We start from the raw sequence: 19,067 nt of genomic DNA, 5'->3' as shown, positions 1-19,067 counted from the left end.
ACTCTTTAAGATTCAGCGTAAAAACCAAACCAAAATAGTTTATTACTTTTAATATGTTATATAAAACCACTTACAAGAAACGCACTACTCACTTGTGAGACATTTTCACGAAAAATGAAACACAGTAAAAACAGCTATGTTTTCAGAAAAATCAGACACAAGATAAGTATGCAGAGTCACGTCTAAAAAGCAAAGTTCATGTAAATTATAGACATGCGTTCAAACGGCTTAGGCAAGGGATGATATAGAAACCATAACAATTGATTTGTGACAGAGTTCAAATCGAAGCGCGGGTCATTCTTATGTAGTGCTTTAGCTTTAATAATATTTTTAGAACATAAAAAATAGAGCTTAACCATGAAAGTAAACAATCAATAGCTAAGCCCTATACAGTAAAAATGATAAAAGTATTTCCAATTCATACAGTAAGGAGTTACTGCTCTTCGCGTTTGAACACCAACTCTTTATCGTTAGATTCTTCTTCGCTGAACCAGTAACCTGCACGGTCAAAGGCTTTCAAGCCTTCAACACTGTCGATACGCTCATCAATGATATATCTCGCCATCATGCCTCGGGCTTTCTTGGCGTAGAAACTGATGACCTTGTACTGGCCTTTTTTGCAGTCTTTGAACACAGGCGTGACGATCTTACCGTCCAACTTCGCAGGTTTAACCGCTTTGAAGTATTCATTAGACGCTAAGTTCACAAGCAGTTTGTCATTCTGTGCAGCCAGCGCTGCATTCAATTCGTTAGTGATGATCTCACCCCAGAATTGATAAAGGTTTGTACCGCGTTCGTTGGCCAGTTTTGTGCCCATTTCCAAACGGTAAGGTTGCATCAAATCCAGCGGGCGAAGCAATCCATACAAACCAGACAACATACGCAGGTGATCTTGCGCCCATGTATAGTCATCGTCACTCATACTTTCCGCTTCAAGACCGGTATACACGTCGCCTTTGAAAGCCAATACCGCAGGGCGAGCATTGTCCGTTGTAAATGTCGGTGACCATTCTGCAAAACGCGCTACGTTCAACCCTGCGATTTTATCGCTCACTTTCATTAAGCCAGAAATATCAGCAGGCGTAAGCTTACGGCACACTTCAATGAGCTTTTCTGAATGCGCAGTCAGCATCGGCTGGGTATGACGATCAGTGGCCAATGGTGATTCGTAATCCAAGGTTTTCGCAGGTGAAACCACGATAAGCATAATGTTCTTCCCTCATTTTTCACTTGTTAAGAGGTTAACATTTAAAGGCAAAAAAGCCACGCGATGAGGCATGGCTTTTTCCTATGGCTATGATGGGTATTTCCTATTATTCCGCCACTTTCTCACCGTGATGTTTTCGATTCAGCATTTTCAGGCGCCTTACCCCACACACCCGGTTCAATTTGATTCAGCATGTCTGGGTATTGGCGACTATCAAAAGCAGGGACTTTGCCGTGTTTGAGTTGTTGGTTGTAATCCTTCGCGAGCTTAATCACGGTACCAGACAACAACAAAATCGCGATCATGTTAACGATGGCCATGAGCCCCATGGAGGTGTCCGCCATTACCCATACAATCGGTAATTCCGCCAAAGCCCCAAACATCACCATGCCTAACACAATGCATCGGAAGACATTTAACACTACTTTTTGGTTGTACTTCAGGAAAATAAGGTTGGTTTCAGCGTACGAATAATTGGCAATGATCGACGTAAAAGCAAAGAAGAAAATCGCAACCGCAATGAAGATCCCGCCCCAATCCCCCACTTGGCTAGACAGCGCACGTTGTGTCAATTCAATGCCCGTAATATCGCTGCCCGGCATGTATTCGCCCGACATCAAAATGATCGCAACGGTTGCCGAACAAATCACAATGGTATCGACAAACACGCCGAGCATTTGCACATAGCCTTGCGATGCCGGGTGCGGAGGATAAGGCGTTGCCGTTGCCGCTGCATTAGGCGCAGACCCCATGCCTGCTTCATTAGAAAACAAACCACGTTTGATCCCTTGAACCATGCCCTGAGCCACGGTGTAACCCAGTGCTCCTGACGCGGCTTCTTCCAAACCAAACGCACTGCGAAAAATAAGCGAAAGCACGTCTGGCACTTTCTCAAGGTTCGTGAGCATCACGTAAACCGCAAGCACCAGATACAAAAGCGCCATCAATGGCACGATGATTTCTGCCGTGCGGGCAATTTTACGAATGCCGCCGAAAATGACAAAAGAAGAAAGAATAACCAGTGCAAATCCGACATAAAGGGGATCAGCACCAAACGCGACGTAAGCAGCTTGGGTGATAGAGTTTGCTTGCACCGAGTTAAACACGAGACCAAAAGCGATAATGAGCAAGACTGAGAACACCACGCCCATCCAGCGCATGCCCAACCCTCTTTCCATGTAGTAAGCAGGGCCACCGCGGAAATTACCGTCATCATCACGGGTTTTGTAGAGCTGCGCGAGCGTGCTTTCCGCAAACGCAGTCGCCATGCCCAAGATGGCGATAAGCCACATCCAGAAAATTGCGCCCGGACCACCAAGCGTCAACGCAACGGCGATACCCGCCATGTTTCCTGTACCAACACGCGCAGCCAAACTGGTGCACAATGCTTGGAAAGACGAAATGCCGTCTTTATCTGATTTACGGCTGTTCTTCATCACTTTAAACATGTGACCAAAATGACGAACTTGGATAAACCCAAGACGCAGAGTGAAGAAGACACCACCGCCAATCAGGAGATAGATCAACACTGATCCCCAGATCAGGTCGTTCAAAAAATTAACCAGACTTACCACGCCTACCTCTCTGTACGCATAAACATTCTTGCCAGCGAAAACGTCTCCAACGAGGGAGTGTATGACTTGAAGTGAAAAGCAAAAAATTGCTTTTCAAAAAATACGGATGGTTCGAACCCAGATTGGCTCGACATCCCTTTGAATGCATTGTTTTAGTATTGGTATTGCAGGTGTTACCAGCAATTTTCCGCGAGATGATGAAGGTAGCGCCCACAAAAATCAATATGCATCAGTTGTCATATTTATATCTATTTGTTTTTATTTTTCGCCTTCTTATAGAAACACATGATGCTTTTTGGTTACAAATGAGGAACATTCTATTTTCTTCGTGTTTTCTTTGTTTTTGCCACCCTAATCTTTAGAGTACGTAACATTTTTATTCCTAGTGTATTGCTGTCATTGAGCTTTTCCCTGTTTTCCCGCAATGACGCCATTTTCCTTCTTTGCGACAACATTCGCCTATGCCACTGTGCACATTTTGTACGATTATTCATCTTAGGTGATTTGTATCTCATAAAAACTTCACCCAAGTGCAACAAATGAGAAACACTTCAATTTTATTTTGGAGAAGGTTTGATACTTAATTAGCGACCGCTAAGGAAAAATGAGGTGAATTATGGATAGCTTTGCCTTCAACGAACTTTTTGACCAAGAGCGCCCACAACGCGGTGGACGAACCAAACAAGCTAAACGTAAATGGAGAGAGATCGAAGCATTGCAAGACAGGCAACGCTTGCGTAAAGAGCTACAAGATATCGATATGCTTGGCAACTTGAACGACGGTGACTTTGACCTTTAACTTTCTCGTTCAGTGTTCGTAGAAACCTCCCACGCACGACACACAGTGCGCAGCGCCGGATTCGTAAAAGGCACCTATGAAAGGTGCCTTTTTATTTTACCGCCCGACAAGCAACGTCCACCGGATCGTTAGATAGCCGCCGCCAGTTCCTTAAACTTCGCAGACACATTCTCACCAAACAGCGGATCATGATCATCTTCATCCCAGCGCGCTTGCAGTATGTCCCAATCTCCCGTTGTCATCGCACGTTCAATCACTGGCAATACAGATTTTTCCTCAAGTTCTAAGTGCGCCCGTTGCGTCATCACAAAGCCATTTAGCTTGTCAGCAAACACATCGAGCGGGATCACTGCATCCATCAGCACCATCTCAATGGTTAACGCAAAATCAGCCGTGAGTTCTGCTAGCGCTTGATGATCATCATCGAGTGCTGCAACACGTTCCGCATCCACATAGTGCTCAATATAATAGTGGTAAATCAGATCTTCTTTGGGGTGATGGTATTTTTCGGCGTGTTCTTGAAGGTAAACAACCACATCTCTAATCAGGCTGTAATTAACGTCTTTTTCTGCGCGGATTGCGGACAGCTTTTCCGTAAGCAACTGCAGTAAGCGGTTTATATTGTTGTGATCTTTATGAATGCTGGCTAATAACATAGCACCTCCTTGTCTTCATTCACACGAACTTACTCAGTCTATCGAAGTGGTGAGATGACAAATTGCGCATGGTCATTTTTTGCGCAGTTATTTCAACAGGAAGGTGGAAACAAGAAAACCCGCGATCAGCGTCACTGATAGCGGGTTTCGATTCACCAACGTCCTGAAACGGTACGTTGTTAGAGGCGGTTATCGGAAAGGCAATATCAATCTAAGACAGGTTGCCAATCGATCGGCGCTTTCCCTTGCTCACTCAACAATTGATTTGTTTGAGAGAAATGCCCACAGCCCAAAAATCCTCGATGCGCAGACAATGGGGAAGGATGCGGCGCTTCCAGCACATGGTGGCGGTCTCGATCAATCACGCGTCCTTTTTTGCGAGCATGGGCGCCCCAAAGCAGGAAGACAACACCATCAGTGTGCGCATTTACTGCCTCGATAATACGATCAGTAAAGGTTTCCCAGCCAAGGTGGGCATGGGAATGTGCATTGCCTTGTTCAACCGTTAACACAGTATTGAGGAGTAAAACGCCCTGATCTGCCCAGCTTTTCAAGTAACCATGATTCGGAATCGAAAAGCCTTCAATGTCCTGTGCCAACTCTTTATACATATTGACCAATGAAGGCGGAGTTTTAATCCCCGGCATTACAGAGAAACAAAGCCCGTGCGCTTGATTCGGTCCGTGGTAAGGGTCTTGCCCCAAAATCACCACTTTCACATCGCTGAGCGCTGTAAAGTCAAAGGCATTGAACACGTCCTCAGGGGGAGGAAATACCACAATGCCACTGTCACGCACTTCAGTCACATAGGTCATGGTCTGTTTAAAGTAATCTTGCTCTTCTTCCCGACCAATCACTTCATGCCAGGTCACTGCTTCTGTCATTGCTACTTCGTCCTTTCTTGGTTCAAAACGTTACTCTATACCTAAACAATCGTTCACTGCCGCGTTGCTGAAGCTTCAAACTGACGCAATAAGCGAATTTCTTCTGCCCAACACTCAGGTTTGATGGTTTCTAAAATAAGTGGAATACCATCAAAGCGCGCATCTTGCATCAGGACTTCAAAACACGCCAATCCAATTTCACCGTCACCCAACGCTTGGTGCCGGTCAACACGGCTTCCTAGGGGCGTTTTGGCATCGTTAAGGTGCATCCCTCGAAGGTACTCAAACCCTACCATGTCGCCAAAAGCATTAAATGTCTCTTCCGCGGCACTGTGCGTGCGTAAATCATACCCTGCTGCAAACGCATGACAGGTATCAATACAGACACCAATACGTTGTTTGTCTTCGACCTGATCGATGATGATCGCGAGCTGCTCAAATGACCAACCTAAATTCGTGCCTTGCCCTGCGGTATTCTCGATCACAGCAACCACATTCGGCACGGCTTGATGCACAAGGTTGATGGATTCAGCAATCAAAGACAAACAAGACGCTTCACTGATTTTTTTCAGATGACTGCCAGGGTGGAAGTTGAGTAATGGCAGGCCCAATTGTTCACAACGTTGCATTTCGTCGATGAATGCATCGCGCGACTTAATCAATTTCTCTTCTTCTGGCGCACCAAGGTTAATCAGATAGGAGTCATGCGGCAAAATGGCTTCAGGGACAAAACCCAGACGCTGGCAATTCGCTTTAAAGGCGGAAACGGTGCTGGACTCCAACGGTTTGGCAACCCATTGGCGTTGATTTTTGGTGAACAATGCAAACGCATTTGCGCCTAACTCGGCTGCGTTTACAGGGGCTTTATCTACGCCACCCGCAGCAGAAACGTGCGCTCCAATATATTTCATTTTCTCTCCGCCCACTTCTTGCGGGATAGGTAATCACTTTAGTAACCGACAACATTTTAGGTTACATCTTGGGTGCTAAGAAGGCTTTTCCGATGGAAATTTACGCATGAAAATGTAGTTATTTTATTACAAATGAAAGTCATTCATACATACCACCCATGTTACTGAATTGTTTAAAACCAAATAGTTGTCATTTTATTGATGTGAGACAAAAAACACAGTGTGAAAATCCCGCATATTTTAGTTGTAATTTGACCAAAATCAAAATAACCTTACAGATAGTAAGGTATACAGTACCCAGCTCATCAAAAGATGGAAAAATAAAACCACTAAAGCCTATCAAGGGGAAAGTTTATGATCACTGGTATTCAAATCACTAAAGCAGCAAACGACAACCTATTGAACTCAATTTGGTTGCTGGACAGCGAAACCAACGAAGCGCGTTGCATTTGTGCACAGTCTGGCTTCGACGCTGACCAAGTTATCCCTGCAGCTGATCTGGGTGAGTACGAGAGCCGCGACATCGCGATCGAAGTACCTGCAAAAATCGAAGGTGGCCAACACCTGAACGTAAACGTACTTAAGCGTGAAACGCTGGAAGATGCAGCTGCACACCCAGAAAAATACCCACAGCTAACAATCCGTGTATCTGGCTACGCAGTACGTTTCAACTCACTGACTGTTGAACAACAGCGTGACGTTATCGCGCGTACCTTCACTAACTCTCTGTAATAGATTCTTCTACACAGATAGCTAGAATGAAAAAACCGACCCAAGGGTCGGTTTTTTATTTTTGCATTCCGCCTTTCAGTGGGACTTTTTCTTAGCCAGCCACTTCCATGAGGTAAGCGCGGATCTGAGCAAAATCAGCATCGCGTTCAGACGACAGCAATTCCATCACAGCATGCTTCGCCAGCGGACCCGGCAATGGGATGTCTTGTCCAAGAATGTCATCTACCGATTCTTTGAACTTCGCTGGGTGCGCAGTGCAAAGGAACAAGCCATATTCACCGTCCTGCAATTGCTCTTCTAGCAAGCGGTAAGCAATCGCACCGTGTGGTTCACATAGGTAGCCTGCGTCAAACATGGCTTTCAGTGTTTCTGCTGTCTCTTCGTCAGTCACTGCGCCTGAAGCCAATTCGTTCAATCCCCACCCTTTACGTTGGCAAAGCTCTTCGATGCGCGGCCAGTTGTTTGGCTGACTTACATCCATCGCATTCGACAATGTTGGAATAGTGGGTGTTGGCGTCCACTCGCCAGTTTTCAGGTAGCGTGGCACAGTGTCATTCACGTTGGTCGCGGCAATGAAACGCTTGATTGGTAAGCCAATCGCTTTTGCCAGCAAACCTGCAGTTAAGTTACCAAAGTTGCCGCTTGGTACAGAAATCACCAAGTTTTCGCGCTGCTCTGGTGTCAATTGAGACGCTGCTTCGAAGTAATAACAAATCTGTGCCATCAAACGGCTGATGTTGATGGAGTTCGCCGAGTTAAGACCAATCGCTTGGCGAAGTTCTGCATCATCAAAGGCTTGTTTCACCATGGTTTGGCAATCATCAAAGGTACCGTTCACAGCCACTGTGTGAATGTTGCCACCCAAAGTACAGAAAAGCTTTTCCTGTAGCGGGCTGATTTTGCCTTTCGGATAAAGGATAACAACTTTGATGTTTTCCATGCCATAAAACGCATGGGCAACCGCCGCGCCAGTATCACCCGATGTTGCAGTTAAAATGGTCACTTTGCCGCCGTCAGACACGGCAGCCAGTGATTGCGCCATAAAGCGACCACCAAAGTCTTTAAACGCCAGTGTTGGGCCGTGGAACAGCTCCAATGCGCTGACACTGTCAGTGACTTTTTCGACTTTCGCAGGGAATTGGAATGCATTTTCAACCATTGAACGCACGGTTTCTTGTGGCAATTCGTCGCCGATAAATGCAGACAGGATGTCGGTGCTGCGAGAAACGAAATCTTTCTCTAGCAACGCATCAACATCATCAAATGCGGGTAATTCACTCGGGAAGAACAAACCTTGGTTACGACCAAGACCTTGTTTTACTGCTTGTCCAAACGAGACCTGCTCGTCATTTTCCTTGATATTGTAAAGCTTCATAGTTCACTTCCTGTCACGGTCGATCCGGTCACATCCAATCGACAGACGTGGACAAATCCTTCTTCATTTTGAACATAATTATCCTGTAGCCACTTCGCTACACGCTCGGCAATCTCTTTATCATCAGTGATGCTAAAAAGTGTCGGCCCTGAGCCTGAAATGCCGGTAGCAAGTGCGCCCGCTTCCGTCGCATAGCGTCGTGCTTGTGCAAACCCTGGCAGCAGCTTTTCACGATAAGGTTCTGCAACCACATCTTTGATCATGCTCGCCGCCAATTGCGGCTGACCAGAGTAACAGCCATGAATGAAGCCTGCCAGATGACGACCATGATTAATCACATCTTGGCGACGATATTGCGCGGGTAAAATGGCGCGTGCTTCAGCTGTCGGCACTTTGATACCTGGGTACGCCATGACCCAATACCATTCGTCGAAACAAGGCACTTGCTGACTGATGATACCGTTTTGCTCAACCATCAACTGCAAACCACCTAGGTAACAAGGGGCTACGTTGTCGTAATGCAAGCTACCAGAAATGGCCGCTTCCATTTCCCCCATTAACGCCAACAAAGTGGTTTCATCAAGGGCGTTATCATGAAAACGGTTAAGCGCATCCAATGCGGCAACAATGGAACATGCACTCGAACCAAGGCCTGAGCCAATCGGCATGTTCTTTTCTAGCGTCATGGCAACAGCGCGAACCGTCGCGCCATGTTTTTCCATTTCACGGCAAAAGACCAAGTAGCTTTGGTAGACGATATTTTCTTTCGGGTCTTCAGGCAGCTTATCAACAAAACTACCAATACAGTTTAGAGAAAATGGCACATTGCCACCGTCGGCGACTAAGACGCGGTCACCCAATAAGGTGCCGTCAATCGGGGACACTGCGGCCCCCAATACATCAAACCCGACACTGACGTTACCGATAGACGCTGGTGCGTAAACCACAACACTCATGGTTACACCCCCAGTTTCCAGCCAAGTGTACGCATCAAGTCTGCGAACACACCCGCCGCGGTCACTTCAGTACCCGCACCGTAGCCACGCAATACCAACGGAATAGGTTGGTAGTAGCGGCTGTAGAACGCGAGTGCATTCTCGCCTTCTTTAATCTTGAACATCGGGTCATCAGCATCAACCGCTTGGATTTTCACTGAACATTGACCGTTGTCGATGCTACCGACATAGCGCAACACTTTGCCTTCACTGCGCGCTTCGCCCGCAATCTTATCGAAGTAAGCATCTGCCTCTGGCAGTTTCGCCATGAATGTCTCTACATCGCCAGAGTCATCAAAGCCTGGTGGCAATGCTGGTTCGACATCGACGTCTTCAAGCTCTAGATTCATGCCTGCTTCACGTGCAAGGATCAACAGTTTACGCGCCACGTCCATGCCAGACAGGTCGTCACGAGGATCGGGCTCGGTGAAGCCGCTTTCACGCGCAACGGTTGTTGCTTCACTAAAGCTTTGGCCTTCATCCAATTTACCGAAGATGTGCGACATTGAGCCGGACAAGATACCGGTAAATTTCTCAAGCTCGTCACCCGCAGCGATCAAGTTCTGCAAGTTTTCGATAACTGGCAAGCCTGCACCCACTGTGGTGTCGTACATAAACTTACGGCGACGTGCACGCGCTGCATTACGCAGTTGCTGGTAGTACGCCATGCTGGCAGTGTTTGCTTTCTTGTTCGGCGTGATCACGTGGAAACCCGATGACAGGAAATCAGCATATTGGTCAGCAATTGATTGATCTGACGTACAGTCAATAAACACGGGGTTGATCACGTGGTGTTGTTGAACCAAACGCACCATGCTTGGCAGACTAAAGCCTTCTTCAGCACTCGCTAACGCTTCACGCCAGTTGTTTAGGTCAATACCTTTGCTATCGAGCTTCATTTGGCGGCTGTTCGCAAGACCACAAACTCGGATCACAATGCCCTGCTCTGCGAGTTTGACTTGCTGGCGTTTCACCTGCTCAACCAACTCACCGCCTACGCCACCCACACCCACGATGAACACATCGAGGTAGTGATTACTGTTAAACAAGTTTTCGTGACACGCTTTCACTGCTTCCGACACTTTGTTGTTCGGAATAACTGCTGAGATAGAACGCTCAGAAGAACCCTGTGCAATCGCAACGATGTTTACGTTCACTTCCGCCAGTGATGTGAAGAATTGGGAAGCCACGCCTTTCGCAGTGCGCATTGCATCGCCCACTAAAGAAACGATCGCAACGTCATCCGTAAAATCAACAGGCTCTAGCAAGCCATCTTTTAGTTCAAGCTCAAAGCTGTCATGCAACGCACGCTCTGCCAGTGCTTTGTCGTCAGACTCAATACAGAAGCTGATGCTGTATTCAGACGAAGACTGAGTGATCAAAACGACAGAAACGCCCGCCGCTGACATGGCACCAAATACACGAGCCGCCATGCCCACCATGCCTTTCATGCCAGGGCCTGACACGTTCACCATGCTGAGGTCGCTAAGGGTGGTGATCCCTTTAACCGCTAGGTTGTCTTCGCCGTTGTCGATGCCGATCAATGTGCCCGCACCTTGAGGGTTCGCGGTATTTTTGATCAAGCAAGGGATGTGGAAACGGGCAATAGGCAGGATGGTTTTCGGGTGAAGCACTTTCGCACCGAAGTACGACAGCTCCATCGCTTCTTGATAGCTCAGTGATTTAAGCAGCTTCGCATCCGGTACCAAACGTGGGTCACAGCTGTAAACACCATCCACGTCCGTCCAAATCTCGCAGCACTCAGCACGTGCACAGGCTGCCAAAACCGCCGCAGAGTAATCAGAGCCGTTACGGCCTAAGGTAACAAGCTCACCTTTTTCATTCGCCGCAGTGAAGCCCGGCATCAAACCAATGTGCTTCGCCGGAATTGGCTCGCGCTTGAAGTTGTCGGAAGACACCTCAATGTCTACCATGGCTTCAAGGTAATCACCTTTCGCTTGCAGATAATGCACAGGATCAATCACGAACGTCTTATGACCACGTGCTTGCAACAATGCTGACATGGTCGCGATAGACAGGCGCTCACCTTTACTGATGATGCGTGCGTAGATGTTGTCAGGACACAAGCCCAGAAGCGCAATACCGTGGATGTATTGCTTGAGCTGATTCAGTGTTTTATCCAGTTCGAGGTAAAGCGGCGCTTTATCGAACGTTTCTTCCATTTCATCAAGCCCATCAAACAAGGCGCTAAAAATGGCGTGGATTTCGGCAACTTGGCGCTCTGCCTCACCGTGTTTAACGGTGCTATCAATCACTGCGACAAGCGCGTTAGTGATTTTAGCTGGTGCAGAAAGTACAGCGGATACGTCGCTTTGACAGGTATTGCTGGTAATGATTTCTGCGGCTCTACTAAATCGTTCCGCATTCGCGAGGGATGTTCCCCCAAACTTTAAAACTCGCATCCTTTCCTCCAGCTCCATCCCGAGCTTTCTAATTCAAAAGTAAACTAATGAAAAAAAAGCCCGCACCTTGTGGGGTACGGGCTTTTTTTTAAAATTCTGTGCAAATCAGCCCGCACCTGCACACGTAGTGCCGGTAATAATGGTAATAATGAAACGGATTGTGGCTGATTGAAGCATGTTTTAGAACTTCCTTGCTGCGTTTTTATAACCTTTACCCAAAGCGGGTTACTAGGTCAACAAAAATTTAAGTTATCTCTCAAAAAAACGCAGCATTTCGCAACTCTTAGTTAACCATTTTAAAAGATGAGAAAGCGCAGCATTCCGGAGGTTACTTCTTGCGCAATAGTCATCATCAAGACATAGTGGGTTGAAAAGTGATGAAAAAAGCATCTACTCCAAGGAGGGAATCGTGGCAGAAGCAATGGAGCAACTCGTCGCAGCGACAATTTTACAAGGCTCTGATGCCATGTACGGTCGCTTTCTTGATGTAACGGCTGGCGCACAAGAGCGTTTTGAGCAGCAAGACTGGAAAAGCGTACAATCGGCATTGAAAAAACGTATTAACTTTTACGACCTTCATGTCGGCCTGGTCGCCCAGCAACTCAAAACCATGCTCGATAAGCAACACGCAACACGCTCATTCCTCATGGGTGTAAAAGATGCGTACAGCCAACTCCTCGATGATTACCCTCGCTATGATATTGCAGAGAGCTTCTTTAACTCTGTATATTGCCGAATTTTCGATCATCGTAATATTCGCCGAGACAAACTGTTCGTTAACAGCTCGCAAGGCGGGCGTATTCCCAAATACCCAACCCCATTGCTAAAACGTTACGCCAGCAATAAAAACCTGATTCATACCGTTGAGCGTTTGTTGGACGACACCCCTTTTACCTTGGCGTGGGAAAACAAAGCGCGCGATGTTCATCGTATTGTTGAAGCGCTCCAACTTCGCTTAGGGCCTCAACTGACCAGTGAAATCATCATTGATATGGTGCGTGAGCCTTTCTATCGAAACAAAGGGGCTTATTTGATTGGCCGCATTGAGATGGCTAACCAAATGCGCCCATTAGTGATCCCTATTTTGATCAATGAACAGGGTGAGCTTGTCGTGGATGCTTGTATCTCGGATTCCGATGATGTCAGTGTTATCTTCGGCTTTGCTCGCTCTTACTTCATGGTTTACGCCCCCGCGCCTGCGGCCTTGGTCGATTTTCTTAGCCAGTTGATGCCACACAAAACACCGGCGCAACTCTATACTGCCATAGGCTGTCAGAAACACGGTAAAACGGAACTGTACCGAGAGTTTCTACACCATATGGATAACTCAGATGACCAGTTCGTTATCGCCCCAGGCATCAAAGGGATGGTGATGTCCGTGTTTACCCTCCCCTCTTATGGCTTCGTGTTTAAGATCATTAAAGACAAGTTCGCCCCACAGAAAGACATCACGCATGCCGTCGTCAAAGAAAAGTACCAATTGGTAAAAGAGCATGATCGTGTGGGTCGAATGGCGGACACCTTGGATTACCGCAACTTTATCTTTCCAAGAGAACGCTTCAGCGAAGAATTAATTAAAGAACTCATGGACGTTGCGCCGTCTCTCATCAAACTCACGAACAAAGAAATCCATATCAGTCATTTGTATATGGAACGACGCATGATCCCGCTCAATATCTACCTAGAGCAAGCCAACGAAGAAGAACTAAGAGAAGCGGTGCAAGAATATGGCGATGCCATTAAACAACTCGCTGCCGCAAACATCTTTGCGGGAGACATGCTGTTTAAAAACTTCGGCGTCTCGAGGCATAGCCGTGTCATCTTCTACGATTACGATGAAATCATGTATCTGACAGAGGTGAACTTTCGACGTATTCCACCACCACGCTTCCCTGAAGATGAAATGGCCGCAGAACCTTGGTACAGCGTTGGCGAATATGATGTATTCCCCGAAGAGTTTCGCACCTTCTTATTGATCAACCCGAAAATACGTTCGCTCTTTAACGAACTGCATTCTGACTTGTTTGATGCTGACTATTGGAAGCAATTGCAAAGCAACATTCAACAAGGCCAGTTCAACGATGTCTTCCCGTACAGCGATGACACTCGTTTCAATATTCTCAGGGCTAAAATGTGAATTAAGGCTTAACTGGCGTGTCATTTAGGCACGCCGTTTGCTTTTAATTTAGAGAAGAAGAATAGACGGCAACGCACTGACACAGCGACAATTCCCAATTGTAGAAAAAATCTTCAACACCCCTTATCAAAACTGAAACGAGTGAACTAGACTAGACACTTAATCATAAAAATAACAAAAAGGAGTGGCATAAATGAACAAGCTTTTACTCGCTGTCACTCTTCAATTCGTGGCATTTTTCAGTGCTGCACAAGACTCCCTGCCACTTTATGAATATATAGAAGAAGACGCACGCAAGCCTTGGTTTTCGAGTTCAATCACCAGCGGTTATAGCGGGTTCGACAGCTGGACTATCAATAGCGGGTATCACTACCCAGTGCTTAAGAACATAAACGTCTATCTAGCCACTGAAATGCGCACCGCCACCAACGACTCAACAAGTACTAAAGGTTTGTTAAGCGGTATTCAATACAGCTTTAATGAAAAGCTCAGTTTTGAAAGCAGTGTCCAAGCGGAGCACGCTAACGAAGAGACCGTGGGTATTGTCGGGATGGGCAGTAAGTTGCAACTCACCGAGCACCTCAATGTTGAAGCGCGTTTTGATTATTCATTAAACCAAGAGCCTTCAGCGTCAGCACAATATCAACTCGGTGTCGGTTACCGCTTCTAACCGACACTTGCTCATGCGGCAGCATTACTTGACGGGTACTTTGCTGACCATGACACCGTTGAGGTCAGCATACAGATAATCCCCAGACGCTATGGAAACACCACCCAGCTCGAGCGTTACACCCACATTCCCAGCCCCCAACTTTTCGGTTTTGATCGGGCAGACTCCCAAGGCTTTCACCCCTAGCGCCATTGTGCTCAGTGCGCCTGCATCTCGCACGGCGCCAAAAATAACAATGCCTTTCCAATTATTTTCAACTGCGCGTTCTGCCAATAAATCGCCTAGTAGTGCTTTGTTCAAACTGCCTTGCCCATCAACAACCAAAACACGGCCATGACCAGGTTGATTAACCAGCTCCCGCACCTTCGAGTTATCTTCCATACAATGCAGGGTTTCAACCGGCCCTGAGAAAATTGACTCACCACCAAAATCACGCCATTGAATAGGTAACCATTGAACGGTATCGCCGTGCTCATCGCTCAAATCAGGAAGTAAATCGTTCATATCGCCTCCATGCTTTTTCATGATTTTCTTAAATATTCTGTTGAAAAATCGCGTGCATTGCGGGTTTTCAGCCATAACTGTAGCCAAACTTTCACGACCCGCGTTTTTTGGCGAACAGACAATACGTTCTCAAACAAGATGACCCTGACATTCAAAATGGCGTCAGCCTCAATAACAACGTGCCACTCAGATGTAAACTCTAACAAAGTAACTGAATACAATTTAATCATCCATACCAGCACCTTATTTATATATTTAATTTCTCTCTGCGGATTGCTGCACAAATTAGAAAAACGTGAAGTGACGAGCGCAAAGCTCTAAAGGGGAAGTGGTTGACCGTTATGCTACAACATGGTGAGATACCCGCGCTGGCGCGAAATCTCTTTACACAATTTTCACACCTGTTGTAATAGTACGAAAATGTTTAAACGTACTCTTAAAGAATCAGCCAAGTATCTAAGTGATATTCCCCTTTTTGGGACGACTTTCGCCGAGATTGACGTATATCAATAAAGATTAAAAAAAATCGCGTTGATTTATTACTAATTATTGTTAGCACGCTGTTAAATGAATACAATCAGCGCTATCCAATGGATTTGCTGGCCAAAATGATTTGATCAGTAGCATGCAGCGTAAAATTACGCTTCAGCAAAAACCTTCTCTAAGGATGGCGTTCGGATCAGGGAAGTATGCTTTTGAAAGTCGAACAATGGCTTTCTTGGTACTTTTCCTGTTTGTAAATTTTTTTCATAGAATCAACATATTCTGTGATTGTTAAATACCAGATTCCTTAAAGAAATTAGGTAACGCCAATGCAAACCCCTCATATTCTGATTGTAGAAGACGAACACGTAACGCGTAACACGCTGAAAAGTATCTTTGAAGCGGAAGGTTACACAGTACTGGAAGCCAACGATGGCGAGGAAATGCACCAAGTGCTTTCCAACAATCAGGTACACCTGGTGATCATGGACATCAACCTTCCAGGTAAAAATGGCCTGCTGCTAGCACGCGAATTGCGCGAGCAAGGCGACATGGCTCTGATGTTCCTAACTGGTCGTGATAACGAAGTAGACAAGATCCTAGGCTTGGAAATTGGCGCTGACGATTACATCACTAAACCATTTAACCCACGTGAACTGACTATCCGTGCACGCAACCTTTTGACTCGTGCAATGAGCCAAGGTGCGGTACCAGAAGACAAACGTTCTGTAGAGCGCTATGTGTTCAACAACTGGGTACTTGATATCAACAGCCGTTCACTGATCAGCCCAGACAACGAGCAATTCAAACTGCCACGTTCTGAGTTCCGTGCCCTGCTGCACTTCTGTGAAAACCCAGGCAAAATCCAAACACGTGCAGACCTTCTTAAGAAGATGACTGGCCGTGAATTGAAACCACATGACCGCACGGTTGACGTTACTATTCGTCGTATCCGTAAGCACTTCGAGTCATTTGGTGATACACCTGAAATCATCGCTACTATCCACGGCGAAGGTTACCGTTTCTGCGGCGAGCTTGAAGATATTTAATCTTCGCTGACGCAAACGACATATATAGAAAAGGCCTGCTTTGCAGGCCTTTTTGTTTTCAATGTTCAATCATGCAGAGAATGCCTCTACTTACTTCAACTATTCTTCCTCTCCTGCCCATGCTTCATGCCCTATCAGACAGATTGGCGAGCACATCGCGTTCAATAGACAGAAAGGTCAGCAGAAAAGAAAAGGGACAAAAGCATCGGCTTTTATCCCTTCTTCATCTTGTTACTTACTGTATTCATCCAGCCATTGTTTCAACACGGACAAATCGTGCTTATAGCCTTCCTTGATTTCATCAACCCAGTCAGCAATGTTCTCCCACCAAGCAGGTAACTCGGGTGATTGCGCTTTTTGGGCAACTTTCTGAATATGTTTCAAACCGATCGATCCTGCCGCCCCTTTTATTTTGTGCGCTTCACTGGCAATGCCATCCTGATCTTTGGCCGTCATGTTGCTGTCTAAGATTTGGAGGTACTCAGGCATCACCTCTTCGAACATGGTGATGCTTTGATAAACAGGCTCTGGGCCCACAATATCCACGTAGGAGCGCAGCATTTCGAGATCAAGCAGTGTTTCGTAGAGCTCATTTCCCGGTTTCTTCGGTTCAACCACAGGTGTATGTCCTTTACTAAATGGGCATTGAAGCGCTAATCGCTCAATCACATCCGTCACCGCAGCGACGCTAATCGGCTTACTGATAGCGTCATCCATGCCGCGTTGAATGTATTCGGATTTGTCTTTTATGACGTTCGCAGTCAAGGCCACCAAAGGTGGTAAAGGTGCGTCGCCACTACGCAATTGCGCTGCGATATCAAACCCTGTCATATCTGGTAGCTGGATATCCAGAAGTAAAAGATCAAAATGTGCGGTTGGGAATGTCTCGAGTGCTTCTTTGCCACATCGCGCAACCGTCACCGTATGGCCAAGGCTCTCAAGCAAATTCACAGCAACGGTGATGTTCAGTTCAATGTCTTCCACCAGCAGAATGTGCAGCGAACGTTGTTCTGCTGTCACACGCTCTTGGCTTTCAACAGCATCACAAAGCGGGACGCTGAGCGTAACGGTAAACGTACTCCCTTCGCCCACTTCACTGTCAACTTCGATATCGCCACCCATCAATCGCGCCAGTTTTCTCGATACCGCCAATCCGATGCCTGTTCCAACGGCGTGCAGATTGTCTTCGCCTTGTTTTACTTGGTAATACATGGCGAAAATTTTCTTTTGTTCCTCAGGCGGAATGCCGATACCACTGTCTTCAATGTCAAACTGAAGGTGTGCCATCTCGTCTTCAACGTCGCAACTGACCGCGACATTTACCGCACCTTGCTTGGTGAATTTCACGGCGTTCCCGACCAAATTCCAAAGTATTTGACGTAAACGCGTACCATCAACACTCACCGCAGCAGGGAATGACGTCATGCGATCAAGAGAGAAGCGCAGGCCTTTTTGTTCTGCCATCAGACCGCTGATGTTTTCAATTTCAGTGACGAAATCAGGCAAATCCATAGGCTGAGGAAGAAGCTCTAAGCGGCTGCGATCCGATTTATCGAGGTCAATAATATCGTTAAAGATGTTCCCCAAAGTAATCGCACTGACGTGAATCGTGCGGAGATACCCCAGTTGGTCACTCGATAAACGGGTATCCAGCAACATGCGGCTTAAACCAACAATCCCATTAAGAGGGGTTCGCAGTTCATGGCTGATCGTCGAAATAAACGCGGTTTTGTCACGACTCGCTTTTTCCAATGCATCTTGGTAGCGCTTACGCTCAGTGATCTCACGACCAAACCCAACCAGGCCTAAACGGCGTCCATCACGGGAATAAAACGGCAACTTGCGCAGTTCAAAGTACGCTTTTTGGCCATCGTTGTACTCAAGCCATTGCTCGTAAGTCAAAGAAACGTTGTTATCAAAAACCTGCTGATCGGTTTCAACGACCTTGCTCGCCACGTCTTCACTGTAGACATCCCAAGGGGTTAGGCCGACCAGCTCTTTTTCTTTCTTGCCAGTCAGTTCTTCCATGGCTTTGTTACAACCCGAGAATTGACCACGTTCGTTACGGTAATAGATAAGATCAGGCGACGCATCGATGAAAGAGCGCAGCAATGCGGTCTGCTCAGCCAACTCTAGCTGGGCTTTTTCACGCTGATAGACTTCGTTTTCAAGATCGAGCATGGCCTCTTCACGTGCTTCTTCTGCACGCTTACGCTCTTCAATTTCTAAGTTGAGCTGGGCAATGTTATCGGTGAGTTGGCGGTTAAGCTCCATGTCGCGAGAACGCATCTCTTCGAGCTTGGCGACAAGTTTCGTCAAGCGCTGGCGAGATTCTTCAAGTTGGTCGACGACGACAGAAAGGAAATACACGGCCCAAGGCGTGATGAGGAGGCCAAAAAAGACGGAGCGGACGATGTCACTATCATGAACACTGCCATTGAGCACAAGCGTAATGGCCACTTGCACCACAACAGCCAGCGCAACAAGCGCGAGGGCCAGCAACATGCTGAATCGGACAATACCTAACTTTACCAACAAGTCGACGTAGTATTGTGCCAAGAGTTTTATTTGCTTCATTGAACTTCCTGATCAACGGTTCTGAAGCAACATAATAGCGAGCCCCCAGAACAAGCTAAAGAAAAAGGCGTCGAAACGCCCCTTATGTACC

15 protein-coding genes and 1 other annotated feature are annotated in these 19,067 nt (G+C 46.7%); of the genes, 5 read left to right on the top strand and 10 right to left on the bottom strand.

Going from position 1 to position 19,067, the window contains the following annotated elements:
- Positions 1 to 433: 433 nt before the first annotated feature.
- Positions 434 to 1,207: a peroxide stress protein YaaA gene (gene yaaA, locus BCT27_RS11105; RefSeq protein ID WP_017009137.1), complete on the bottom strand. Its 774-nt coding sequence runs from the start codon at positions 1,205 to 1,207 to the stop codon at positions 434 to 436.
- A gap of 122 nt (positions 1,208 to 1,329) precedes the next feature.
- A complete protein-coding gene (locus tag BCT27_RS11100; protein WP_102317429.1) occupies positions 1,330 to 2,781 on the bottom strand; it encodes an alanine/glycine:cation symporter family protein in 1,452 nt (483 codons plus the stop codon).
- A 616-nt stretch (positions 2,782 to 3,397) separates the two neighbouring features.
- Between BCT27_RS11100 and BCT27_RS11095 the strand changes: the two genes are divergently transcribed.
- Positions 3,398 to 3,580: a DUF3545 family protein gene (locus BCT27_RS11095; RefSeq protein ID WP_017009139.1), complete on the top strand. Its 183-nt coding sequence runs from the start codon at positions 3,398 to 3,400 to the stop codon at positions 3,578 to 3,580.
- A 128-nt stretch (positions 3,581 to 3,708) separates the two neighbouring features.
- Here BCT27_RS11095 and BCT27_RS11090 read toward each other — a convergent pair whose 3' ends face one another.
- The 3 genes from BCT27_RS11090 to nfo all read right to left on the bottom strand — a co-directional run bounded on the left by BCT27_RS11090 (position 3,709) and on the right by nfo (position 6,031).
- Positions 3,709 to 4,236, bottom strand: coding sequence for a hemerythrin domain-containing protein (locus BCT27_RS11090; RefSeq protein ID WP_102317428.1), 528 nt, complete (start codon positions 4,234 to 4,236; stop codon positions 3,709 to 3,711).
- Between the two features lie 206 nt (positions 4,237 to 4,442).
- The gene (gene ung, locus BCT27_RS11085) at positions 4,443 to 5,120 is read right to left on the bottom strand and encodes a uracil-DNA glycosylase (RefSeq protein WP_102395831.1); all 678 of its coding nucleotides are present in this window, start codon (positions 5,118 to 5,120) and stop codon (positions 4,443 to 4,445) included.
- Between the two features lie 53 nt (positions 5,121 to 5,173).
- Positions 5,174 to 6,031 (bottom strand): deoxyribonuclease IV, encoded by an 858-nt coding sequence (nfo, locus tag BCT27_RS11080; protein WP_102395830.1) that lies wholly within the window; start codon positions 6,029 to 6,031, stop codon positions 5,174 to 5,176.
- Positions 6,032 to 6,385: 354 nt separating this feature from the next.
- Between nfo and grcA the strand changes: the two genes are divergently transcribed.
- Positions 6,386 to 6,763, top strand: a complete 378-nt coding sequence (gene grcA, locus BCT27_RS11075) for an autonomous glycyl radical cofactor GrcA (protein ID WP_017013233.1) — start codon at positions 6,386 to 6,388, stop codon at positions 6,761 to 6,763.
- A gap of 91 nt (positions 6,764 to 6,854) precedes the next feature.
- On the opposite strand, the gene thrC is transcribed toward grcA, so the two are convergent.
- Genes thrC through thrA form a run of 3 tightly spaced genes read right to left on the bottom strand, consistent with a single transcriptional unit; the run spans position 6,855 to position 11,556 of the window.
- Positions 6,855 to 8,138: a threonine synthase gene (gene thrC, locus BCT27_RS11070; protein WP_017011657.1), complete on the bottom strand. Its 1,284-nt coding sequence runs from the start codon at positions 8,136 to 8,138 to the stop codon at positions 6,855 to 6,857.
- A complete protein-coding gene (gene thrB / locus BCT27_RS11065; protein WP_017013232.1) occupies positions 8,135 to 9,094 on the bottom strand; it encodes a homoserine kinase in 960 nt (319 codons plus the stop codon). Before thrB ends, thrC begins: the two co-directional genes overlap by 4 nt.
- Before the next feature lie 2 nt (positions 9,095 to 9,096).
- Positions 9,097 to 11,556, bottom strand: a complete 2,460-nt coding sequence (gene thrA / locus BCT27_RS11060) for a bifunctional aspartate kinase/homoserine dehydrogenase I (protein ID WP_102317425.1) — start codon at positions 11,554 to 11,556, stop codon at positions 9,097 to 9,099.
- A gap of 49 nt (positions 11,557 to 11,605) precedes the next feature.
- Positions 11,606 to 11,717, bottom strand: a sequence feature (Thr leader region).
- A 248-nt stretch (positions 11,718 to 11,965) separates the two neighbouring features.
- On the opposite strand from thrA, the gene aceK reads away from it, so the two are divergent.
- Positions 11,966 to 13,693, top strand: coding sequence for a bifunctional isocitrate dehydrogenase kinase/phosphatase (gene aceK / locus BCT27_RS11055; RefSeq protein ID WP_102317424.1), 1,728 nt, complete (start codon positions 11,966 to 11,968; stop codon positions 13,691 to 13,693).
- Between the two features lie 193 nt (positions 13,694 to 13,886).
- Positions 13,887 to 14,363, top strand: a complete 477-nt coding sequence (locus BCT27_RS11050) for a hypothetical protein (protein WP_017013230.1) — start codon at positions 13,887 to 13,889, stop codon at positions 14,361 to 14,363.
- Positions 14,364 to 14,387: 24 nt separating this feature from the next.
- Here BCT27_RS11050 and BCT27_RS11045 read toward each other — a convergent pair whose 3' ends face one another.
- On the bottom strand, positions 14,388 to 14,867 hold the full coding sequence (locus tag BCT27_RS11045; RefSeq protein WP_102395837.1) for a putative 4-hydroxy-4-methyl-2-oxoglutarate aldolase: 480 nt from the start codon (positions 14,865 to 14,867) through the stop codon (positions 14,388 to 14,390).
- A gap of 812 nt (positions 14,868 to 15,679) precedes the next feature.
- Here BCT27_RS11045 and arcA point away from each other — a divergent pair.
- Positions 15,680 to 16,399 (top strand): two-component system response regulator ArcA, encoded by a 720-nt coding sequence (gene arcA, locus BCT27_RS11035; protein WP_017011650.1) that lies wholly within the window; start codon positions 15,680 to 15,682, stop codon positions 16,397 to 16,399.
- Between the two features lie 231 nt (positions 16,400 to 16,630).
- Here arcA and arcB read toward each other — a convergent pair whose 3' ends face one another.
- Entirely contained in the window at positions 16,631 to 18,976 is a 2,346-nt protein-coding gene (arcB, locus tag BCT27_RS11030) for an aerobic respiration two-component sensor histidine kinase ArcB (protein ID WP_102395828.1), read from the bottom strand.
- Positions 18,977 to 19,067 lie beyond the last annotated feature (91 nt).

Source organism: Enterovibrio norvegicus (genome assembly GCF_002876705.1).
Lineage (GTDB): Bacteria > Pseudomonadota > Gammaproteobacteria > Enterobacterales > Vibrionaceae > Enterovibrio > Enterovibrio norvegicus_B.
This window is presented reverse-complemented; position numbering and strand designations above follow the sequence as displayed.

What these genes read in the sequence shown, in the direction of transcription:
- yaaA (WP_017009137.1), bottom strand. Translation starts at nt 1,207, where the DNA reads ATGCTTATCGTGGTTTCACCTGCGAAAACCTTGGATTACGAATCACCA.
- BCT27_RS11095 (WP_017009139.1), top strand. Translation starts at nt 3,398, where the DNA reads ATGGATAGCTTTGCCTTCAACGAACTTTTTGACCAAGAGCGCCCACAA.
- BCT27_RS11090 (WP_102317428.1), bottom strand. Translation starts at nt 4,236, where the DNA reads ATGTTATTAGCCAGCATTCATAAAGATCACAACAATATAAACCGCTTA.
- ung (WP_102395831.1), bottom strand. Translation starts at nt 5,120, where the DNA reads ATGACAGAAGCAGTGACCTGGCATGAAGTGATTGGTCGGGAAGAAGAG.
- nfo (WP_102395830.1), bottom strand. Translation starts at nt 6,031, where the DNA reads ATGAAATATATTGGAGCGCACGTTTCTGCTGCGGGTGGCGTAGATAAA.
- grcA (WP_017013233.1), top strand. Translation starts at nt 6,386, where the DNA reads ATGATCACTGGTATTCAAATCACTAAAGCAGCAAACGACAACCTATTG.
- thrC (WP_017011657.1), bottom strand. Translation starts at nt 8,138, where the DNA reads ATGAAGCTTTACAATATCAAGGAAAATGACGAGCAGGTCTCGTTTGGA.
- thrB (WP_017013232.1), bottom strand. Translation starts at nt 9,094, where the DNA reads ATGAGTGTTGTGGTTTACGCACCAGCGTCTATCGGTAACGTCAGTGTC.
- thrA (WP_102317425.1), bottom strand. Translation starts at nt 11,556, where the DNA reads ATGCGAGTTTTAAAGTTTGGGGGAACATCCCTCGCGAATGCGGAACGA.
- BCT27_RS11050 (WP_017013230.1), top strand. Translation starts at nt 13,887, where the DNA reads ATGAACAAGCTTTTACTCGCTGTCACTCTTCAATTCGTGGCATTTTTC.
- BCT27_RS11045 (WP_102395837.1), bottom strand. Translation starts at nt 14,867, where the DNA reads ATGAACGATTTACTTCCTGATTTGAGCGATGAGCACGGCGATACCGTT.
- arcA (WP_017011650.1), top strand. Translation starts at nt 15,680, where the DNA reads ATGCAAACCCCTCATATTCTGATTGTAGAAGACGAACACGTAACGCGT.
- arcB (WP_102395828.1), bottom strand. Translation starts at nt 18,976, where the DNA reads ATGAAGCAAATAAAACTCTTGGCACAATACTACGTCGACTTGTTGGTA.